General features: G+C 34.8%; 20 protein-coding genes. 9 read left to right on the top strand and 11 right to left on the bottom strand.

All coding sequences use genetic code 11. The features are described from left to right. Positions 1 to 25: 25 nt before the first annotated feature. From VBZ51_RS05595 to VBZ51_RS05575, 5 genes are all read right to left on the bottom strand, one after another. Positions 26 to 1,225 carry a glutamate-5-semialdehyde dehydrogenase gene (locus tag VBZ51_RS05595; RefSeq protein WP_416576327.1) on the bottom strand — a complete coding sequence of 400 codons (1,200 nt, stop codon included), beginning with the start codon at positions 1,223 to 1,225 and terminating at the stop codon, positions 26 to 28. Then, entirely contained in the window at positions 1,225 to 2,013 is a 789-nt protein-coding gene (gene proB / locus VBZ51_RS05590; RefSeq protein WP_058105157.1) for a glutamate 5-kinase, read from the bottom strand. Before proB ends, VBZ51_RS05595 begins: the two co-directional genes overlap by 1 nt. Further along, positions 2,006 to 2,821, bottom strand: coding sequence for a pyrroline-5-carboxylate reductase (proC, locus tag VBZ51_RS05585; RefSeq protein WP_058105158.1), 816 nt, complete (start codon positions 2,819 to 2,821; stop codon positions 2,006 to 2,008). The genes proB and proC overlap by 8 nt, the downstream gene beginning before the upstream one ends. A 36-nt stretch (positions 2,822 to 2,857) precedes the next feature. After that, the gene (locus VBZ51_RS05580; RefSeq protein WP_071340352.1) at positions 2,858 to 3,049 is read right to left on the bottom strand and encodes a hypothetical protein; all 192 of its coding nucleotides are present in this window, start codon (positions 3,047 to 3,049) and stop codon (positions 2,858 to 2,860) included. 139 nt (positions 3,050 to 3,188) lie between these two features. Next, positions 3,189 to 4,049: a sigma-70 family RNA polymerase sigma factor gene (locus VBZ51_RS05575; RefSeq protein WP_058105160.1), complete on the bottom strand. Its 861-nt coding sequence runs from the start codon at positions 4,047 to 4,049 to the stop codon at positions 3,189 to 3,191. 354 nt (positions 4,050 to 4,403) lie between these two features. Between VBZ51_RS05575 and VBZ51_RS05570 the strand changes: the two genes are divergently transcribed. The 7 genes from VBZ51_RS05570 to VBZ51_RS05540 all read left to right on the top strand — a co-directional run bounded on the left by VBZ51_RS05570 (position 4,404) and on the right by VBZ51_RS05540 (position 12,492). Next, on the top strand, positions 4,404 to 6,056 hold the full coding sequence (locus tag VBZ51_RS05570; RefSeq protein ID WP_416576326.1) for a sensor histidine kinase: 1,653 nt from the start codon (positions 4,404 to 4,406) through the stop codon (positions 6,054 to 6,056). A gap of 129 nt (positions 6,057 to 6,185) precedes the next feature. After that, positions 6,186 to 7,985, top strand: a complete 1,800-nt coding sequence (locus tag VBZ51_RS05565; protein WP_416576325.1) for an alpha-amylase family glycosyl hydrolase — start codon at positions 6,186 to 6,188, stop codon at positions 7,983 to 7,985. Between the two features lie 179 nt (positions 7,986 to 8,164). After that, positions 8,165 to 8,698, top strand: coding sequence for a helix-turn-helix domain-containing protein (locus VBZ51_RS05560; protein WP_058105162.1), 534 nt, complete (start codon positions 8,165 to 8,167; stop codon positions 8,696 to 8,698). Positions 8,699 to 8,734: 36 nt separating this feature from the next. Further along, positions 8,735 to 9,175 carry a response regulator gene (locus tag VBZ51_RS05555; RefSeq protein WP_074674670.1) on the top strand — a complete coding sequence of 147 codons (441 nt, stop codon included), beginning with the start codon at positions 8,735 to 8,737 and terminating at the stop codon, positions 9,173 to 9,175. 131 nt (positions 9,176 to 9,306) lie between these two features. Then, complete coding sequence (locus tag VBZ51_RS05550; protein WP_416576324.1) at positions 9,307 to 11,238, top strand: ATP-binding protein; 1,932 nt, start codon at positions 9,307 to 9,309, stop codon at positions 11,236 to 11,238. Between the two features lie 106 nt (positions 11,239 to 11,344). Further along, entirely contained in the window at positions 11,345 to 11,506 is a 162-nt protein-coding gene (locus VBZ51_RS05545) for a hypothetical protein (RefSeq protein WP_210708132.1), read from the top strand. Further along, on the top strand, positions 11,497 to 12,492 hold the full coding sequence (locus VBZ51_RS05540) for an AraC family transcriptional regulator (RefSeq protein WP_321828296.1): 996 nt from the start codon (positions 11,497 to 11,499) through the stop codon (positions 12,490 to 12,492). Before VBZ51_RS05545 ends, VBZ51_RS05540 begins: the two co-directional genes overlap by 10 nt. A 233-nt stretch (positions 12,493 to 12,725) precedes the next feature. On the opposite strand, the gene VBZ51_RS05535 is transcribed toward VBZ51_RS05540, so the two are convergent. The 5 genes from VBZ51_RS05535 to VBZ51_RS05515 all read right to left on the bottom strand — a co-directional run bounded on the left by VBZ51_RS05535 (position 12,726) and on the right by VBZ51_RS05515 (position 15,533). After that, entirely contained in the window at positions 12,726 to 13,169 is a 444-nt protein-coding gene (locus VBZ51_RS05535) for a response regulator (protein ID WP_348361056.1), read from the bottom strand. A 191-nt stretch (positions 13,170 to 13,360) separates the two neighbouring features. After that, positions 13,361 to 13,804, bottom strand: a complete 444-nt coding sequence (locus VBZ51_RS05530) for a response regulator (protein WP_416576323.1) — start codon at positions 13,802 to 13,804, stop codon at positions 13,361 to 13,363. 12 nt (positions 13,805 to 13,816) lie between these two features. Continuing rightward, positions 13,817 to 14,674: an SDR family oxidoreductase gene (locus VBZ51_RS05525; RefSeq protein WP_416576322.1), complete on the bottom strand. Its 858-nt coding sequence runs from the start codon at positions 14,672 to 14,674 to the stop codon at positions 13,817 to 13,819. Positions 14,675 to 14,695: 21 nt separating this feature from the next. Next, positions 14,696 to 14,938: a four-helix bundle copper-binding protein gene (locus VBZ51_RS05520; protein WP_321828291.1), complete on the bottom strand. Its 243-nt coding sequence runs from the start codon at positions 14,936 to 14,938 to the stop codon at positions 14,696 to 14,698. Positions 14,939 to 15,278: 340 nt separating this feature from the next. After that, positions 15,279 to 15,533, bottom strand: coding sequence for a SemiSWEET family sugar transporter (locus tag VBZ51_RS05515; RefSeq protein WP_416576732.1), 255 nt, complete (start codon positions 15,531 to 15,533; stop codon positions 15,279 to 15,281). A 220-nt stretch (positions 15,534 to 15,753) separates the two neighbouring features. Between VBZ51_RS05515 and VBZ51_RS05510 the strand changes: the two genes are divergently transcribed. Together VBZ51_RS05510 and VBZ51_RS05505 are read left to right on the top strand one after the other, a co-directional pair. Continuing rightward, entirely contained in the window at positions 15,754 to 16,197 is a 444-nt protein-coding gene (locus tag VBZ51_RS05510) for a DUF6789 family protein (RefSeq protein ID WP_416576321.1), read from the top strand. Between the two features lie 32 nt (positions 16,198 to 16,229). After that, positions 16,230 to 16,763 carry a hypothetical protein gene (locus VBZ51_RS05505; RefSeq protein ID WP_348101117.1) on the top strand — a complete coding sequence of 178 codons (534 nt, stop codon included), beginning with the start codon at positions 16,230 to 16,232 and terminating at the stop codon, positions 16,761 to 16,763. 39 nt (positions 16,764 to 16,802) lie between these two features. Here VBZ51_RS05505 and VBZ51_RS05500 read toward each other — a convergent pair whose 3' ends face one another. Further along, complete coding sequence (locus VBZ51_RS05500; protein ID WP_416576320.1) at positions 16,803 to 17,234, bottom strand: BLUF domain-containing protein; 432 nt, start codon at positions 17,232 to 17,234, stop codon at positions 16,803 to 16,805. Positions 17,235 to 17,362: the final 128 nt, after the last annotated feature.

Here is a 17,362-nt window from a genome sequence, read left to right as displayed (position 1 = left end):
TTTCACTTTTAGGGGAACTAGAATGCTATTCACGAATTTGTCCGTTACCAAATATATAATATTTATTGGTTACCAATTGTTTAAGACCTAATGGACCACGGTGGTGCAATTTATCTGTACTAATCGCAAGTTCTGCACCAACGCCCATTTGACCGCCATCTGTAAACCTTGTAGATGCGTTTTGATATACTGCGGCACAATCTACTTCTTCCATAAACTGTAGTGCCGTATTTTTATTGGTGGTCATAATAGTGGCAGAGTGTCCGCCAGAATTATCGTTTATTTTTTCTACCGCTTCATCGAGGGATTCAACAGCACCTAAGCAACATTTCATGGCTAGAAATTCTTCTTTCCAAATTGCTTCATCATGTATTTGTTGAGCATCTTTTAGAATATTGTTTACATTGGCATCAACCAATGTTTCCACACCATTTGCATTTAAAAGTTGGTAAATATCCGCTAATTTCTGCTCGTAATTTTCAATATTGGAATTGATCAAAATTTTATCCAAAGCATTACATGCCGATATTTTTTCGGTTTTGGCGTTCATGATGACCTTTACGCTTTTTTCCCAATCTGCTTCTTTATCTACAAATAAAAAGTTATTTCCTCTTCCGCTAACCAACACGGCACATTTTGCATGTTCCTTTACAAAGTTAATGAGGCGTTCACCTCCTCTAGGTACGATGAGGTCAAGTTTTTCGGTAGGGTTTCTTAAGAACTCTTGCGTTTCTTCCCTGTTCATGGTCAATTGTTGAATGTAGTCTTTAGACAGTCCGTTCTCCTCTAATGCCTTGTGCCATAGTTCAACAAGAATCGTATTACTGTAAAGCGCTTCTTTACCACCTTTTAGCAATATTTTGTTGTTGGCCTTAAAAGCAAGAACAGCGGCTTCTATGGTGACGTCTGGCCTAGATTCATAGATGATCATGATTGTACCAAAAGGAGCTGTTTTGTTGGTAATATCTAATCCGTTATCCAAATTTTTGGTCGAAATGATTTTACCCACAGGGTCTTCTTGAGACATCACCTCTTTAATAGATCCGATCATACCATCAATTTTACCGTTGGTTACAATAAGTCTATCATACATGGCTTGATCTTCTTTGGTAAACAAATCAAGGTCTTTCTTGTTGGCATTGAGAATGCTACTTCGGTTGGTATCCAAAAGTAACATCATACTATTTAAAACCTTATTTTTTATTTCTGTTGAAATTATCTTCATTATGCTTCTGCTTTTTCTTCAAGGGTAACTTTTGTACCCACATTTTTTCCTTCTATAATATCAATGATCGTCCGATCTTTTTTACCGTTGGCAATAAACGTAGGTATGTTTTTTGCGGCGGCTTGCTGAGCGTAATCTAATTTTGAACCCATGCCACCACGACCTTCACCGGCTTTTTTAGTGTTATCTTGAATAAATTCTTCTAGATTTTCTTCAGGATTAACATGTGCTATAAGGTCGCTGCTTTCTTCGTTAGGGTTACCGGTATAGAGTCCGTCAATATCCGTTAGAATAATCAGCTTGTCAGCATCTATCAGTTGGGCTATTAAACTTGCCAGTTCGTCATTATCGGAAAACATACTCATGGTGACAGATACGGCATCATCTTCGTTGGCGATCGGTATTACCCCTTCGGACAACAGACCTTCTACGCAATTGATCATGTTCTGTCTGTGTACACCAGGTGTAAAATCGCGTTTTGTAGGCAGTACCTGAGCACATTTCATACCATAATCATGAAAAATGTTATAGTATAATCGCATCATTCTAGGTTGGCCAATAGCCGAATATACCTGCCTGCGTTGCGTGTCGTTCTCTATAGACGATGTACCAAGCACCTCGCGACCTGCAATTACCGATCCTGATGATACCAATACGGTTAAAATATCACGTTCATATAGTTCTGCAATCTGTTGTACCAAATTTCGTAATACCGGTCTCACTATACGATTGTCCTTATTGGTCATGACGTTAGTGCCTACCTTAATTACTATTTTCTGTTTATACATTTACTTTTTCTTTTCCAAGTTCTACTGCACGTTCAAATGCTGCGAACGCTGCTTCTTTAATTAATTCACCAACATTATTGTTTTCCATAGAGTCTAAGGCTGCACGGGTAGTACCACCCTTACTTGCCACCTTGTCCATCCAAGAATTTGGCGATAGTTCATTTTGGTTAAAAAGTTCAATGGCCCCTGTAAAGGTCTGTGCTACCAGTACTTTAGAAACACTTGGGGTAAAGCCCATTTTTAAAGCGGCCTCCATCATACTCTGCATAAAATAGAAAACGTAAGCTGGTCCACTACCTGAAATACCTGTAGAGGCGTCAATAAAGTTTTCATCACTAACCAATATAGATTTACCTGTGGTGTCCAAAAGACTTTCAATGGTCAATAGCTCAATTCTGGTAACATCTTCAGAGGCTACAAAAGAGGTGAGGCCTTTACCGATCTGTGCCGGTAAATTAGGCATGGCACGAACTATTTTTGTGAGTCCCGTTAATTGTTTTATGGTATCTATGGTAACGCCCGCCATGATCGATATCATGATCTGGCCAGGTTTTACTAACGGGTTTAGCTTTAAAAAAACGCTTTCAGCATGGTATGGTTTAACGGCAATAAAAATGATATCTGCCTGTGGGGCACAATTTTTAAGGTCATCAAAAGCATCAAATTGAGGATTTTCTCTTAATTCCTCCAATTTTTCTTCAGAAGTGTCAAGCACCATTATATTCCTTTTCTTAAGTAATTTTGATTTGGACATGCCCTCAGCATACGTTAAGCCCATGTTACCTGCTCCTATTACTAATATCTTCATGAATTCTGTTTAATTTATTGGATAATATTTGTGTGATTATATAAATAGCATTTTTTCAATGGCATTATTTTTACGCCCTTGATAAATTTGTTTGTATGAGTGAATGGTTTTTATAGGTACTCCCATAAAATATTTGGTGATCGATGTCACTTTCGATTTCATAAGTCCGGTGCGTGTTCTGTATAGTTCTTTAATATTACTTTCTCTTTTGATGTAGATTAATTTCATGTATTCTTTTTTAAAACAGTAACATAACATAAGCATCACCAACTACAAATTAGAGGTGTTAAGCTTATGTTATACTATTTTTAAGGGGTGTTAATAATAGTTTGTGTATAAGGTGATTAGCTAATTATGTAGCTTTGGTTTACAGGTAGGCTCTTAATACTTCTGTGTTAGAAGCTCGGCGTAAAGATTTAATACCCTTGTCTTTGATTTGGCGAACTCGTTCCCTGGTAACATCAAATACTTCGCCTATTTCAACCAAACTCATAGCAGGTTGGTTCCCTAGGCCAAAGAACAGGCGTAAAACATCGCCCTGTCTTTCTGGAATTTTTTGCAAAACTTGATTGATGTCTGTTTCCAACGACTCTGCCATAACGTCTTTGTCCGGTCTTTCCAGAGATGTAGACTCTAATACGTTGTATAGGGATGAGGATTCACCTTCTTTAAAAGGAGCATCAAGTGAAATGGATTTTCCGGAGTTTTTCATAGAGCTCTTAACTTTAGAAACGCTCATATCCAATTCTTTTGCAATTTCCGTAGCACTTGGAGGTCTTTCATTTTCTTGCTCCAATGTTGAATACACCTGATAAATTTTAGAACTAACCGCTATTTTGTTTTGAGGTAAACGAATCATGCGTGAATTCTTGGAAAGTGCTTGTAAAATAGACTGGCGGATCCACCAAACCGCATATGAGATAAACTTAAATCCTCTAGTCTCGTCAAAACGTTTTGCAGCCTTTACCAAGCCTAAATTGCCTTCGTTAATAAGGTCTGTAAGGCGTAGGCCTCTATTTTGATATTGCTTGGCGGCAGATACTACGAACCTTAAATTGGCGCTCACTAGCTTGTCCAATGCTTTTTGATCACCCTCACGAATTTTTCGCGCCAGCTCTACTTCCTCGTCGGCAGTAATTAAATCTATCTTACTGATTTCTTGAAAATATTTTTCTAATGATTTGGCATCTCGGTTCGTAATTTGTTTTGTGATCTTTAATTGTCGCATAGAATAACTTTAGTTAAACAGTAACATAGTAAAATTCAGTTAAAATGCAAGAAATTGACTTGTTTTATGATTTTTTTGACTATTTTAAAGGGTTTTTTGCTTGTTTTTGAGTCAAAATTGCTGATTTTCTAACATTTTCAATTTTAAGGTTTTTTATAAAATGGAATGGAAAAGTCACATTGTTGCAATCACTCCTCAAGGTCTTAATAAAGAGCAATTCTATTTTATTGAGTTAAGACTTTCTTCAATAAATTATTTAATTTGTAATAGCTAGTTTAATTTAGCTAATCTTATAATGCTTTTACGTAAAGAGTACAATAACCATAATTTTAGAAACTTTTATTTGCAAGCCTTATGAACAAAAAATTTCATTTTCTTGATGATGGTGGTGAAATGGGTAGGTTGATGCGAGAAAAAGATTGGTCACTAACACCTTTAGGACCTCCTGATGGCTGGCCGCAGAGTTTAAGAACAACCATAAACATTCTACTGAATTCACCGTTCCCTATGTTATTGTTTTGGGGAAAGACTTTGAAAAGTTTTTACAATGATGCTTATAGGCCAATTTTAGGTGACGATGGTAAACATCCAAAAATTTTAGGACTAAATGGAAAAGAGGCCTGGGATGAAGCTTGGGAAGAAGTTGAACCAATGTTAAAAGTTGTTACGGAAAAGGGTGAGTCTATATGGAGAGAAAATTTATTGGTACCTATTTTTAGAAACGGTAGAATAGAAGATGTTTATTGGACATTTAGTTATAGCCCGGTAAAAGATGAGGAGGGCGATGTGTCTGGGGTTTTGGTCATTGTAACAGATACAACAGAAGCAGTACTTGCAGAAAGAAGATTAAAAGAGAGTGAAAGAAGGTTCAGGGAACTGGCAAACCTTTCGCCAGTGTGGATTTGGGTAACCGATAAGGAAATAAATATACAATATGCCAACCGTGCGTTATTGGATTATGTTGGTATAGAAAAGGAAGAAGATTTTACGGGGCAGGTTTGGGTAGATGTGGTTCACCCAGATGATTTGGATCTGATTTATGCCGGGTTTGGGCATGCTGTAGAGAACAAAACCGATTTTGCCTTGGAGTATAGGGTCAAAAGACATTCAAGCGGTAAATATGAATGGTTCAAAGTGCTGGGAGTTCCAAAATATGAAAAGGAGGAAATGGTGGGCTTTGTAGGTACGGCCATGAGTATTGATAAGCAAAAATCATTTGCTGATGAGTTGAAAATGGAAGTGGAGAACCGTACCAAGGAATTGGCGGATAGCAATATTAAGTTAGAAGCCATGAACAAAGAGCTGCAGTCCTTTGCCTATATTTCTAGTCATGATTTGCAAGAGCCATTGCGTAAAATTCAAATGTTTACGGAAATTTTACTCGATAAAGAATTTGATAAACTGTCTGATTCCGGTAAGACAAAGTTTAAAAAAATACAGTCCGCAGCCTTTAGAATGCAATCTCTTATTAATGATTTATTATCCTATTCACGGGCAGATACCGAGCAACGGGTATTTGAAAAAATTGAACTGGAGAATCTCGTAGAAGACGTAAAAAGTGATCTAGGGGAAGAGCTTCAGAAAAAGAACGGAAAAATTACTTTGCTGAATTCTTATGAATTGGAGGTAGTGCCATTTCAATTTAGACAGTTGGTCTATAATTTATTGTCCAATTCATTAAAGTATGCAAAGAATGATACTGAACCTGATATAACCATTGATACGGAAACTATAACCAATGCACAGATTATTGATGATAATTTATTGGAAGGTAAGGAGTATGTGAAAATAACTATTATAGACAATGGTATAGGATTTGAAGAACACTTCTCTAAGAAAATATTCGAAGTCTTTCAGCGCTTACATACCAAGCAAGAATATGTAGGTACCGGTATTGGTTTGGCAATCGTTAAAAAGATTGTACAGAACCATTATGGATACATCAGCGCATCTAGCGAATTAAACAAAGGTTCCGTTTTTACTGTAGTTATTCCTAAGCAGCAATAAATATATATTTTAGAATATTATTCAACTACATAATATTTCATTTAGCAGTTATTCAAAATTTATTTTTTTGAGTTAAAGCATCAGGCTTTAAGGGTATTACAAGCCAAAATTGAAGTCTATTTTTGACTTATGAACGCGACTTCTATTACAAAATCGGCAGGTATGGGTGCTATCATAGATGATGGTACCGTAACCTTTAGAGTATGGGCGCCTAATGCAGACAAAGTTTTTGTGGCAGGTAGCTTTAACAATTGGTCTAAAAGAGAACTTTCCCTTGAATTAGAGGAGAATGGTTATTGGTCAATGGTCACAGATATAGCATCACCTGGTGATGAATACAAATATTTTATTGAGTACAACGGCAACTTATTGTCAAGAAATGATCCCTACGCCTATGAGGTAACGAACTGTAATGGAAATTCTGTGATAAGGTCTTTGGATTTTGAGTGGGATGATACCGATTTCAAAATGCCTAGTTGGAATAAATTGGTGATTTACGAACTGCATGTTGGTACATTTAACAGGTCTTCACCAGATGCCGTAGGTACATTTGATGATGTTATTGAAAAGTTGGATTATTTAAAAGGTTTGGGGATTAATTGTATAGAACTATTGCCTGTGGCTGAATTTGCAGGTGGAATTTCTTGGGGATACAATCCGGCTCATCCATTTGCTATTGAACAAGATTATGGTGGACCAGATGGTTTTGCTAAACTTGTGAATGAGGCGCATAAAAAAGGAATTGCGGTAATTATGGATGTGGTGTACAATCACTTTGGTCCTTCAGATGTGGATCTTTGGCAGTTTGATGGTTGGAGCGAAAATGATAAGGGTGGAATTTATTTTTACAATGACCACAGAAGCGATACACCATGGGGAGACACCAGACCAGATTATGGTAGAAAAGAAGTGCGCCAATATTTGCGAGATAATGCATTGATGTGGATAGAGAAATACCATTGTGATGGGCTGAGAATGGACGCTACTTCATACATACGCTATGAAGGTGGCGGATTGGGGTATGATACAGAAATAGAAGAAGGAAATATATTAATGCGTGACATTAATATGGAGATTAGGGAGAAATACCCTCACGTTTTAACCATAGCAGAAGATTTGAAAGGTGATAGTAGGGTAACGGATGGCGTAGAATACGATGGTTTAATGTATGGCTCACAATGGGATATGAATTTTGTGCATCCGGTAAGGGAAGTTATTGAAGATACCCATGATGATGGTAGGGATTTGGAAAAAATCGTAGGAGCCCTAAGTTTTAAGTACAGTAACGATGCCTTTAGCCGTGTAGTTTATACAGAATCTCATGATGAGGTGGCCAACGGTAAAGCAAGGGTGCCGGAAGAGATTCAGCCAGGCGATGCAGAGAGTGATTTTGCCAAGAAAAGAGCCATATTGGGAATGGTATTAACGCTGACCGCACCTGGTATACCCATGCTTTTTCAAGGACAGGAGTTTATTGAGGATGAATATTTTAAAGACACCGAAGCTTTAGACTGGGGAAAACTGGAAAAACATGAAGGAATAGAAACTTTGATCAGTGACATTATTCAATTAAGAACAGGAAAAATGCCCGGAGGCAAAGGGCTAAGAAGCCAGCATATTGAGTTTCTTCATGTCAATAACGAAACCAAAATTTTAGCTTACAAACGTTTTGATGCCAATGATCCTAAAGAACCGGTATTGATTATTTTGAATTTTAGCAATCAAGAATATAAAGACTACGGTATAGGGCTTAATGAGAATCAGCCATTTATTTTAAAAATTAATGCAGGTAGTGAAATCTATGATAATGCATTTTCTAATATGGAAGTTGCCGACGTAGAATTTGTAGATAAAGTCACAGACGCCAAACATTTCACTGGAAAAATGAATATACCTGCGTATGGAGCATTAATTTATACCATGGAGTAGCGGTAGGTCTGTATTTAACTACTGGTTCAATAAATAATTCTAGTTATAACCTTACAAATAAAATTAATTTACACCATAGGCTCAAAAGTGGTCAATATTTATTGTATTTTGTTATATTAAGTTTCATATAAATAATATTTTTACAACTTAAATTGTTGCGAATTAATTACTGTTTTTAAATGGAATATAGTTTCATAGTCGACCCTGAAAAAATGGTTAGTGAAGTATTTCGTAAAACAATGGTTGCAGCGGGGATTGATTTTGAAATTTTGGAAGACGGTACTATTAAGCTACCTGAAGATTTAAGCAATGAAAAGCTTGAGTCAATTTCTAAAGAGCTTAAAGGTTTTGGAATAAAAATCCAAACTAAGGAGAATAGGGATATCGTTGAGGAAATCAAGATATACATTAAGAAAATGGTGTATGATGGAGATATTAGAAACGTAAAAATATCAGAATTACTTTCTAATCAGTTGGGTTTTAGTTATCCATATCTTTCAAACTTGTTTTCTAGTAAAACATTCACCTCAATTGAGAATTTTTATATCTTAGTGCGCATTGAAAAAGTGAAGGAGTTAGTGCTTTTAGAAAATGCAAGTTTGGGCGAAATTGCGCATGACTTGAATTTTAGTAGTGTACCTCATTTATCGAATCAGTTCAAAAAAGTAACGGGGTTGACAATTACCCAATACTTGAAGTTTAGAAAAAAGTAAGAAGAATGGTTCTTCTTTCAATACATGAAAAGTGAAATGGATAAATTAAAGATACTCCTTGTAGATGACGACGAAGACGACAGACAGTTTTTTGCTGATGCGTTAGAAGGAATAGAGCTTAATACAGATTTGCACCAATTGGAAAATGGAAAAAGCTGTATGGAGTTTTTACTTAGTGATACGGAAAACACGCCAGATTTGGTGTTTTTAGATTTGAACATGCCCATAATGAATGGGTTTGAGTGTTTAGAAGCCATTAGAAATACACCACATCTTAAAGATTTGTTGGTGGCTATTTATTCTACCTCTTCTGCAGAAAGAGATATTGAGGAGACCTTTGAGAAAGGGGCAAACATTTACATAAAAAAACCTTCTAGTTTTAGCGAGCTTAAAAAGTCATTGAAACAAGTAGTTAAAATGAATTGGGCATACCACCTGAACGATTTTAAGAAAGAGAACTTTTTATTGAAAATTTAAATTTTTAATAGACCTCATAGATAAAAGTTGTTTCATTAGGAGCAACTTTTTTTGTTTTAGCACTAGTCAAATCATATTATAAAGGGTTACTTCGCAGTGTATTAACCTAAAATAAAAAATAGTAGGAGATAATGGTAAATAATATGGTAGGCAGTTTTTTTCAGGATATTGTTGACGGGTTCAACATTGCACTGCTATATATTGAACCAAAAACCGATGTAACTTCAAAAAGTTCAGCCTATACTATAAAGTATGCCAACCAAAAAGCCCTTGACTTTTTTGGCAAAACAACCGAAGTAGTTACTGGCCTAAATTTTGGGGAACTTTCCAATGTTGATGGAATACTAACTGTTGCCAATAAGGTATTTACCACCAAAGAACAAAATACTACGCATATATCTATTAAAAAAGATGACGGGGTTTTTAATTACCGTGTAGATGCAAAGTGCCTTAATAATGGGCTTTTGATTACCCTTACTGAGTTGGAACCAAGTTATATTACCGATGCTGAGTCTAAATTACCATTAGGTACTAAACAATCTAGAACGCATGAATTGGAAATTTCCAATCTATTTGGTGTTCGTGTTTTAGATAGTAATGATAGTATTATATGCTACTTAAAGCCTATTTTCAATGATAACGGTGAGGTTAAAGATTTTAGAATCGATTATTTAAATAATCGAATGGATGAAATTACCAATGAAGAAGCCGATAAAATAGTAGGGCTAAGTATTTTAGAATATTATCCAAAGAATTCAGAAAACGGAGTAATTGAAATATTGAAAACCTGCTATGCTACGGGAGAGAATAAAGAATATACCAAGGAGTTCATATTTAAGGAAGAGTCATTTTGGTTAAGTACTAGAACTGTTAAAATGAACGATGGTCTCATTTTATTCTCTAAAGATGTAACCAAAGAAAAGAAATATGAGAATGAACTATTTATACAAAATAGATTATTGTCAGAGGCTGAACATGTGGCTAATATTGGTAGTTTTCGTTGGAATTTAGAGAAAGAACAGATTAAGTACTCGGATAATGTGTACCGGTTATTTGGCTATGAACCTAACGAGTTTGACAATCAGTATGATCGTTTATTGACCTTTCTGCACCCTAATGATATAGAAAAGGTTAAGACAAGTTTTAAAGAGGCTAAAAGAAAAAAATCGAAGACAGATCAAGTGTTTCGGGTGTATACGAAGTCTAATGAACTTAAGTATATGAACACCATTGGCGAGTGTTACCAAAAAGAAGGTAATTGGTATATGGTAGGCGTTATAAGAGATGTTACCAATCAAATAGAGGAAGAATCCGTTTTACAGATTAAAAATGCAGAGCTTAAGAGAACCAATGCTGATCTAGAAGCTTTTAATAGAGTGGCCAGTCATGATTTGCAAGAACCTTTGCGTAAAATACAAATGTTCGCTAGTCGTTTACATGATGAAGAAGAAGGTCGTTTAAATAGTCGTTCACAAGGATATTTGGATAAAATAAAATATTCATCTGATCGAATGCGAAATTTGATAAGTAATCTTCTCTCATATTCAAAAATTGATGAGGTTAATGAGCAACCAAAAAGGGTAGATCTCAACGATGTTTTAAATAATGTGCTTGAAGACCTGGGCGAACGTATAAATGAATTAAACGCGGAAATTGTTACTCAAAATTTACCGGTGGTCAACGGCATTCAGTTTCAATTAGAACAGCTATTTGCTAATCTTATTGGTAATTCTTTAAAGTATATAAGGGAAGGGGTTCAACCTCAAATTAAGATTGTAAGTAGTGTTATTACTGGCAAAAATGATAGTTTAGAAACTTTGCTACCAAATATCAATTATGTAAAATTACAGTTCATTGATAATGGTATAGGCTTTGAGAAAAAGTATCAAGAAAAAATATTCGAGATTTTTCAGAGACTTCACGGAAAAACCGAATTTACCGGTACAGGTTTAGGGTTGTCTATTTGTAAAAAAATTGTTCAATCCCATAATGGTGTAATACATGCCCAAGGGGAAATCAATAAAGGGGCGCAATTCATTGTTTACCTACCTACCTTGCTATAGTTCATAATTTGCCTTTCTTAAAATTGTGTAACAGCTTCTAAAAATCATGTAACACATTTGACCTTCATAGGCTGCATCTTTGTAACAACAAGAAATGTAAGTCTTTATGAATAATCTTCAATATGCTAGAGTAGGTGCCGTGAGACCAAAAGGTACCTATATACAAACTACAAGAGAGAATGTTGATGCCCTTGGCTTAACCAATGGTGTTTTAAAGCAAGAGGCTGCATTTAATAATAACCTTCAAAATAATATATCATGCAAATAGTTCATAATCAATTAAGTTATTTCAATAATGTTTTAGGCGGAAGTATTTCTAGCTTTCAAGGTGATCGTATTCTTCAATACGATAATGATAAGGGAACAGGTAGAATACAAACAGTCTCATTAGGATCAGGTATATCTTATACTGAATATGACATGGATCTAAATCAAGATTTTGATTTTGACCTAAAGCTTGATGAAAACCGAAGCTTATATTTTATTTACTGCTTAGAAGGTAATTTTAGATTTACAAAAGGTAGCGATTCTCAAAAAGTAGAGGCTCTGCAAACCGTTGTAGTAGGTGGATCTAACGATACTATTAATATCAAATTGAGAGAAGCTACTAAATCTAATCTATCAATAATTAAAGTAACGCAAGAAGGTGGTGCGGTGAAAAATAATAACAACCATCAAGAGCTATATGAGCAATTGTTTGCCACTTTTTTAAATGAAGAAGGAGAAGCACATATAGGTACTTTTAACTTAAAGATCAAAGAACAATTATTGCAGATCAGAGCAATAACCCAAGTTGGTTTGGTAAGAAAGCTACTTATTGAAGGTATTGTGAACTTTACCCTAGCTTTAGAAATTTTACATTGTAAGCAAGATATGGAGAATGATGGTCAGGTTTCTACCATGTTGACCAAAAAAGAATTGTTAAGAATTGAAGAGGCGGTTAATGCAATAAAGAGAAAGCCAGAGTTTCCTTATACTGTAACAGATTTAAGTAAAGAATACGGTCTTTCACCAACAAAACTTCAAGAAGGTTTTAAAGTGATGGAAGGTACCACGGTAACCAATTTTATAAGAAATGAGCGTTTAATTTTAGCGGAAGAGCTAATACAGACTTCTGATATGAATATTTCCGAAATTGTATATTCAATAGGATTTACCAGTAGAAGTTATTTTTCTAAAATATTTAGAAACAAATTTAATTGTACGCCAAAAGCTTACTTAATGAATATTAGAAACGTATCTCTTTCTGCATAAGAGGAACGATATAAAAATAAAAAAGCCAGCTCATAGAGCTGGCTTTTTTATTTTGGAAAAATCTGAAGTATTACGTGGTATCAAAAATCGAAATCTGGCTTTATAAAATAATTATTTGCCAGATAAGTGCTATTTAGGTATTACTGGTTTAATATAACAATTAATAAAAAAACTGATAAATAAAAAAGTGTTCTGATATAATTTAAAGGAGGAGGGTAATATGAATAGGGGAATTAGATAGAGATTACAAATTCTTTATCTAGGATATCTCCTTCTGCATTATTTACATAACGAAGACATTTGTGTAAAAGCGTTTTTAATTGATTGTAAGATGAAGGTTTTTGTAAGTACAATGAAGCCCCCATTTCTTTTAAGCGATCTATTTCTTTAGGATGGTACGAAGTTGAATAGATAATTACCGGAGTATTAAGATATTTATCCAAATCTCGGATATCCGCCAAGCATTCAAATCCGTCCATCATGGGCATTTTTAAATCTAGGAAAATTACATCTGGCTGCGCCGCAGTTTCAGATAGTAATTCTGCCATTAGGTCAACACCATTGTTAAATTCCGATATTTTGGTCTGTATCGGTATTTCGCGCAAGGCGTCAGAAAAGAATGTTCTGTCATCACTGTCATCATCTGCCAGGAAAACATTTAAAATTGGTTTGCTCATGTTTGGTAAATAATTTGTACTCTAAAATTATTTGGTTGAATGATCATACTATATATGCTGATAATTCAAAAGCAAGGTAGACATTGCCTTTGTTGTGCAATAATGCGATTGATTTTAAAAATAACTCAATACCTAAAAGTTGAATGAACTTTTTTGAGTCAAAAAAAATAAATCACCATTATATGTAACTATTATTCTACATAGTTTATTATCGCAGTTCCTCCCAAAGTGTTGTTTTTAATTGATTCTATAGTTCTCTTTAAGGCAAAAGTCAATGTTTTAAATGAATTAGGCTTGTGGAGATATCTATTTGCACCATTCTGGAACAAATTTGAAATACGGTCAATATCGTATAGATTAGAAAATATAACCACCGGAATATCATCAAGAGCAGTACTCTTTCTAATTTCGGTCAAGGTTTCCTCTCCATTTAATCTAGGCATGAACAAATCAAGGAAAATAACATTTGGCTTTAGAGAATTAGCTTGCAATTCATTTAGTAAATCCAACCCATTAGGGAACATGGTTATCTTTATATTTTCTTGCAAGCTAGCTATAGCATCTCTAAATATTTGTTGATCTTCCGCATCATCTTCGGCCATATAAATATGGAACACATCATCTTTGATCATCATCTATACAATAAATTATCCACCAATAATTTCACCACCATTTATATGTAATACTTGTCCTGTCATGTAGCTACTGTCTTCACTGGCTAAATAAACATAGGCTGGAGCTACTTCGGCCGGTTGGCCTGGTCTGCCCAATGGCACATCTTTACCAAATTTCTCTAGTTTTTCACCCTCAAAAGTAGCTGGTATCAAAGGAGTCCAAATAGGTCCCGGTGCTACAGCATTTACACGAATTCCTTTCTCTGCAAGTGATTTTGACAAGCTTCTGGTAAAAGAAACAATTGCTCCTTTTGTACTGGCATAATCTATTAAGTGCTCAGACCCTCTATATGCAGTAACAGATGTTGTATTGATAATGGTATCGCCAGGTTTTAAATGTTTCATGGCAGCCATGACAATATAGAAATAAGGGTAGATGTTGGTTTCAAAAGTGGTATGCAAATTCTCTATTTTGATATCCTCAATATGCTCGGTAGGAAATTGCATGGCCGCATTATTGATTATACAGTTTAAGGCTCCAAAATTAGAAATGGTCTTATCAATAGCATCTTTACAAAACTGTTCATTTTTAACATCTCCTTTGATTAAAAGGCACTCTCCACCTTCATTTTCAATTTCAATTTTGGTTTGTAATGCATCTTTTTCCTCGTTTAGGAAAATGATGGCAATTTTTGCACCTTCCCTTGCAAAATGTATCGCTACGCTTTTGCCTATACCACTATCTCCACCTGTAAGCAGTGCAACTTTGTTTTTTAATTTATCACTGCCTTTGTAGCTTTCACGTATGGTAAGTGGCTCAGGGTTCATTTTGAATTCATTACCAGGTTGTTTTGCCTGTTCTTGATTCTTATCTATCGTTATATTTTCCATGTTCTTAGTTTTAAAAAGGTATTAGGCTGCAAGTTTTCTACATTCTTTGGCACATGCCAAGCAAGATTCTGCGCACAATTGACAGTGCTCATGGTCATGTTGTTGGCATTGTTCTGCGCACCATTCGCAAATTTCAGCGCAAAGTGCTGCTTGTTTTAAAGAAAAGGGGCTATCTGCCATTAACATTTTAATGGTGCTAAGGCAAGTATCTACACACTGAATACAGCAATTTGGACACTCGTTCATACTTTCTTTACCAGCCATGTTCACTATGCAGTTTTGGCAATCGATAAAGCATTTTTTACAGGCTTCTATGCAACTTTTATATGCTAATTTCATCTTGTTAAATTTTAACATGTTGTAATTTCTTACTTGAAATTAAAATTTGAACACTTAATTGATTTGCTCTTTTAATTGGAAATTGTGCGGTATAGCATATGGATAAATAATGATATCAATACGACACAAATAAGGGCTAGATTGTAATAGTGTAAGTTATAAGAAAGGAGATGCTATTCTCTTTTCACAGCATTCATAATCTATAAATCTAAAGGAGTATCATCTTTTATATGTAGAATCTAAATGTTTCTTATAGCTTTAAAATTTATTGTGTTGGTTTTTTGTCCTGGTTTCTATATTTAAATATGAGAATGAACATAGTGATGTTCAATAGTGTTGAAATACCGTTTGTAATAATAATTGGAGCATCTTGTTTCATAACACCATATACTGTCCAGAGTAGGACCCCTAGAATTAATATAAAAAACATTTTAGGGGAGACATCATCTACCTTTTTTGTTTTCCAAGCTCTGTAAATTTGTGGAACTGCGGCAATGGTGGTAAAGACGCCGGCGAAAATTCCAATAATTTCTTCGATGCCATTTATTATTTGTGGGTTATTTAGAATGCATAACTGTCATTAATTGCATTACATATCATTGAAGGTACTGGCGTTAAGCTCCAAAAAGTAATTCATTACAAGTAATTGTTTGTTCAAAAAAATATAGATAATGGTATGCACCAATTATTATTTAATTTAATGCTTGGAGCAGTTTAACGAAATAAAAACAGCAATGGAAATGTTAACTATATTTTGCGCTGGCATTTTAGGAACTACGATTATGACAGGTTTTAGTCATGTAGTTGAATTGTTGAGCGGTCACAAATTTAACGAGGCACATTTATTAAATCAGCTTATTGATCTTTCTAAGACTATGAAAGATAATGTGGATAATAATTATTATTTAGGCTGGTTAATTCATTTTCTAATAGGCATTAGTATGGCGGCCATTATGTACGCCTATTACTTCCATTTCAACAAGGATATTATCATTTGGACGGGATTAATTTTTGGGGCCGCACTAGGGGTCTTAGGTGTTGCCGGGTGGTCAATGATAATTAGTAATCACAGTAACCCGCCAAAAATTAACTGGACATATTTCTTTTTACAATTGATCCTTGCACATATGATTTTCGGCATTACGGTATCATGGATATTAGCTAGGTTTTCATCCTATGCTTAAGAGTATAATTCGTTATAATTTATTTATAGAATATGGGCATAGAAATTTCAATTTATACTAAGCGCGCAATTATAGGCGGCTTGATTTCTTTAGGGTTTATTGGTTTAGGTACTTTTATGCTTGGAAATTTAAGCGGTTATGAAGCTAAAGTTTTAATAAAGTCTAGCCTTACCGGATTAAATACCTTATGTAATACCATAGTGCTAGCATCGGCAACCATATTGGCGTTAATGTTAACCCTTTTAGGGGTGAGCTCAGGGACAAATTCTAAACTGAAGAATGATCATTACTTGCACATTATGCAAATTGCAAAGCTGGATACGGCAATTTTTATAGCCTCTTTGTTGTTCTTTTTGGTGTTTAATCTGCCTGTCACGGAAAGTGAGAATATTCCGGAAAATTATTTTGATGCCATATATTACATTACTATTGGTGTAAGCGCAATATTAAGTTCTGCCTTGATCGTAGTGGTATTAATGTTGTATAATACAATAATCAATATTATAAAGATAATTGGTTTAGGCAGAACGGATCATCCACTTATAAAGAATGAAGATGATGATTAATTACCGTTAGATAATAAAATGATATAGAATTGAGTGAAATTACGTGGGCGATTCTGCAATCATTGTCTTTATCTTTTTCCAAAATTGCTTTGCTGTCAAATTAGTAGGTTCAACAAGATCGGAAAGTAAGATTAAGTTTCTTTTAAACTGTTCAAGTTCATATTGGTTGGTGTGCTCTTCATCCATAGGGTAGTAAGCCATGCCCCAATTAGGGAAAGTTCTTTTGATAATTTTATCCTCTGAAAATAAGGTAACCTCTTTATGGCGTGGGTCTTTTTTTATTCTATCATAGAGTTCTTGCACCTCCTTTTTATCCCCTTCCAAAAGTTGAACAAATTTCCCTTTATAATAGATAAGGCAACCGGTAATATCTTTACTCTTGTTATGTGTACGTGCTTCCTCAAGCAAAGACTCCATTTCTGAACTGGTCAAAATCTTAACGGCAGTAGATTCGTAGGTAAGTGTATACATGGTAGTTTGGTGATGGTCTTAGTATCTCAAAAATAATAAAAACCTTAAGATTATTGGGTTTGTGAAAAAAATAGAACGACTTGAATAAGTTATTTAAACAAAAAAGCCCCTAAAAAGGGGCTTCAGAG

Origin of the sequence: Maribacter sp. HS, from assembly GCF_048059195.1 — a bacterium.
GTDB classification, from domain to species: Bacteria; Bacteroidota; Bacteroidia; order Flavobacteriales; family Flavobacteriaceae; genus Maribacter; species Maribacter dokdonensis.
This window is presented reverse-complemented; position numbering and strand designations above follow the sequence as displayed.

Excerpts from the sequence above, each read along its gene's own strand:
- VBZ51_RS05595 (WP_416576327.1), bottom strand. The coding sequence starts at position 1,225 with ATGAAGATAATTTCAACAGAAATAAAAAATAAGGTTTTAAATAGTATG.
- proB (WP_058105157.1), bottom strand. The coding sequence starts at position 2,013 with ATGTATAAACAGAAAATAGTAATTAAGGTAGGCACTAACGTCATGACC.
- proC (WP_058105158.1), bottom strand. The coding sequence starts at position 2,821 with ATGAAGATATTAGTAATAGGAGCAGGTAACATGGGCTTAACGTATGCT.
- VBZ51_RS05580 (WP_071340352.1), bottom strand. The coding sequence starts at position 3,049 with ATGAAATTAATCTACATCAAAAGAGAAAGTAATATTAAAGAACTATAC.
- VBZ51_RS05575 (WP_058105160.1), bottom strand. The coding sequence starts at position 4,049 with ATGCGACAATTAAAGATCACAAAACAAATTACGAACCGAGATGCCAAA.
- VBZ51_RS05570 (WP_416576326.1), top strand. The coding sequence starts at position 4,404 with ATGAACAAAAAATTTCATTTTCTTGATGATGGTGGTGAAATGGGTAGG.
- VBZ51_RS05565 (WP_416576325.1), top strand. The coding sequence starts at position 6,186 with ATGAACGCGACTTCTATTACAAAATCGGCAGGTATGGGTGCTATCATA.
- VBZ51_RS05560 (WP_058105162.1), top strand. The coding sequence starts at position 8,165 with ATGGAATATAGTTTCATAGTCGACCCTGAAAAAATGGTTAGTGAAGTA.
- VBZ51_RS05555 (WP_074674670.1), top strand. The coding sequence starts at position 8,735 with ATGGATAAATTAAAGATACTCCTTGTAGATGACGACGAAGACGACAGA.
- VBZ51_RS05550 (WP_416576324.1), top strand. The coding sequence starts at position 9,307 with ATGGTAAATAATATGGTAGGCAGTTTTTTTCAGGATATTGTTGACGGG.
- VBZ51_RS05545 (WP_210708132.1), top strand. The coding sequence starts at position 11,345 with ATGAATAATCTTCAATATGCTAGAGTAGGTGCCGTGAGACCAAAAGGT.
- VBZ51_RS05540 (WP_321828296.1), top strand. The coding sequence starts at position 11,497 with ATGCAAATAGTTCATAATCAATTAAGTTATTTCAATAATGTTTTAGGC.
- VBZ51_RS05535 (WP_348361056.1), bottom strand. The coding sequence starts at position 13,169 with ATGAGCAAACCAATTTTAAATGTTTTCCTGGCAGATGATGACAGTGAT.
- VBZ51_RS05530 (WP_416576323.1), bottom strand. The coding sequence starts at position 13,804 with ATGATGATCAAAGATGATGTGTTCCATATTTATATGGCCGAAGATGAT.
- VBZ51_RS05525 (WP_416576322.1), bottom strand. The coding sequence starts at position 14,674 with ATGGAAAATATAACGATAGATAAGAATCAAGAACAGGCAAAACAACCT.
- VBZ51_RS05520 (WP_321828291.1), bottom strand. The coding sequence starts at position 14,938 with ATGGCTGGTAAAGAAAGTATGAACGAGTGTCCAAATTGCTGTATTCAG.
- VBZ51_RS05510 (WP_416576321.1), top strand. The coding sequence starts at position 15,754 with ATGTTAACTATATTTTGCGCTGGCATTTTAGGAACTACGATTATGACA.
- VBZ51_RS05505 (WP_348101117.1), top strand. The coding sequence starts at position 16,230 with ATGGGCATAGAAATTTCAATTTATACTAAGCGCGCAATTATAGGCGGC.
- VBZ51_RS05500 (WP_416576320.1), bottom strand. The coding sequence starts at position 17,234 with ATGTATACACTTACCTACGAATCTACTGCCGTTAAGATTTTGACCAGT.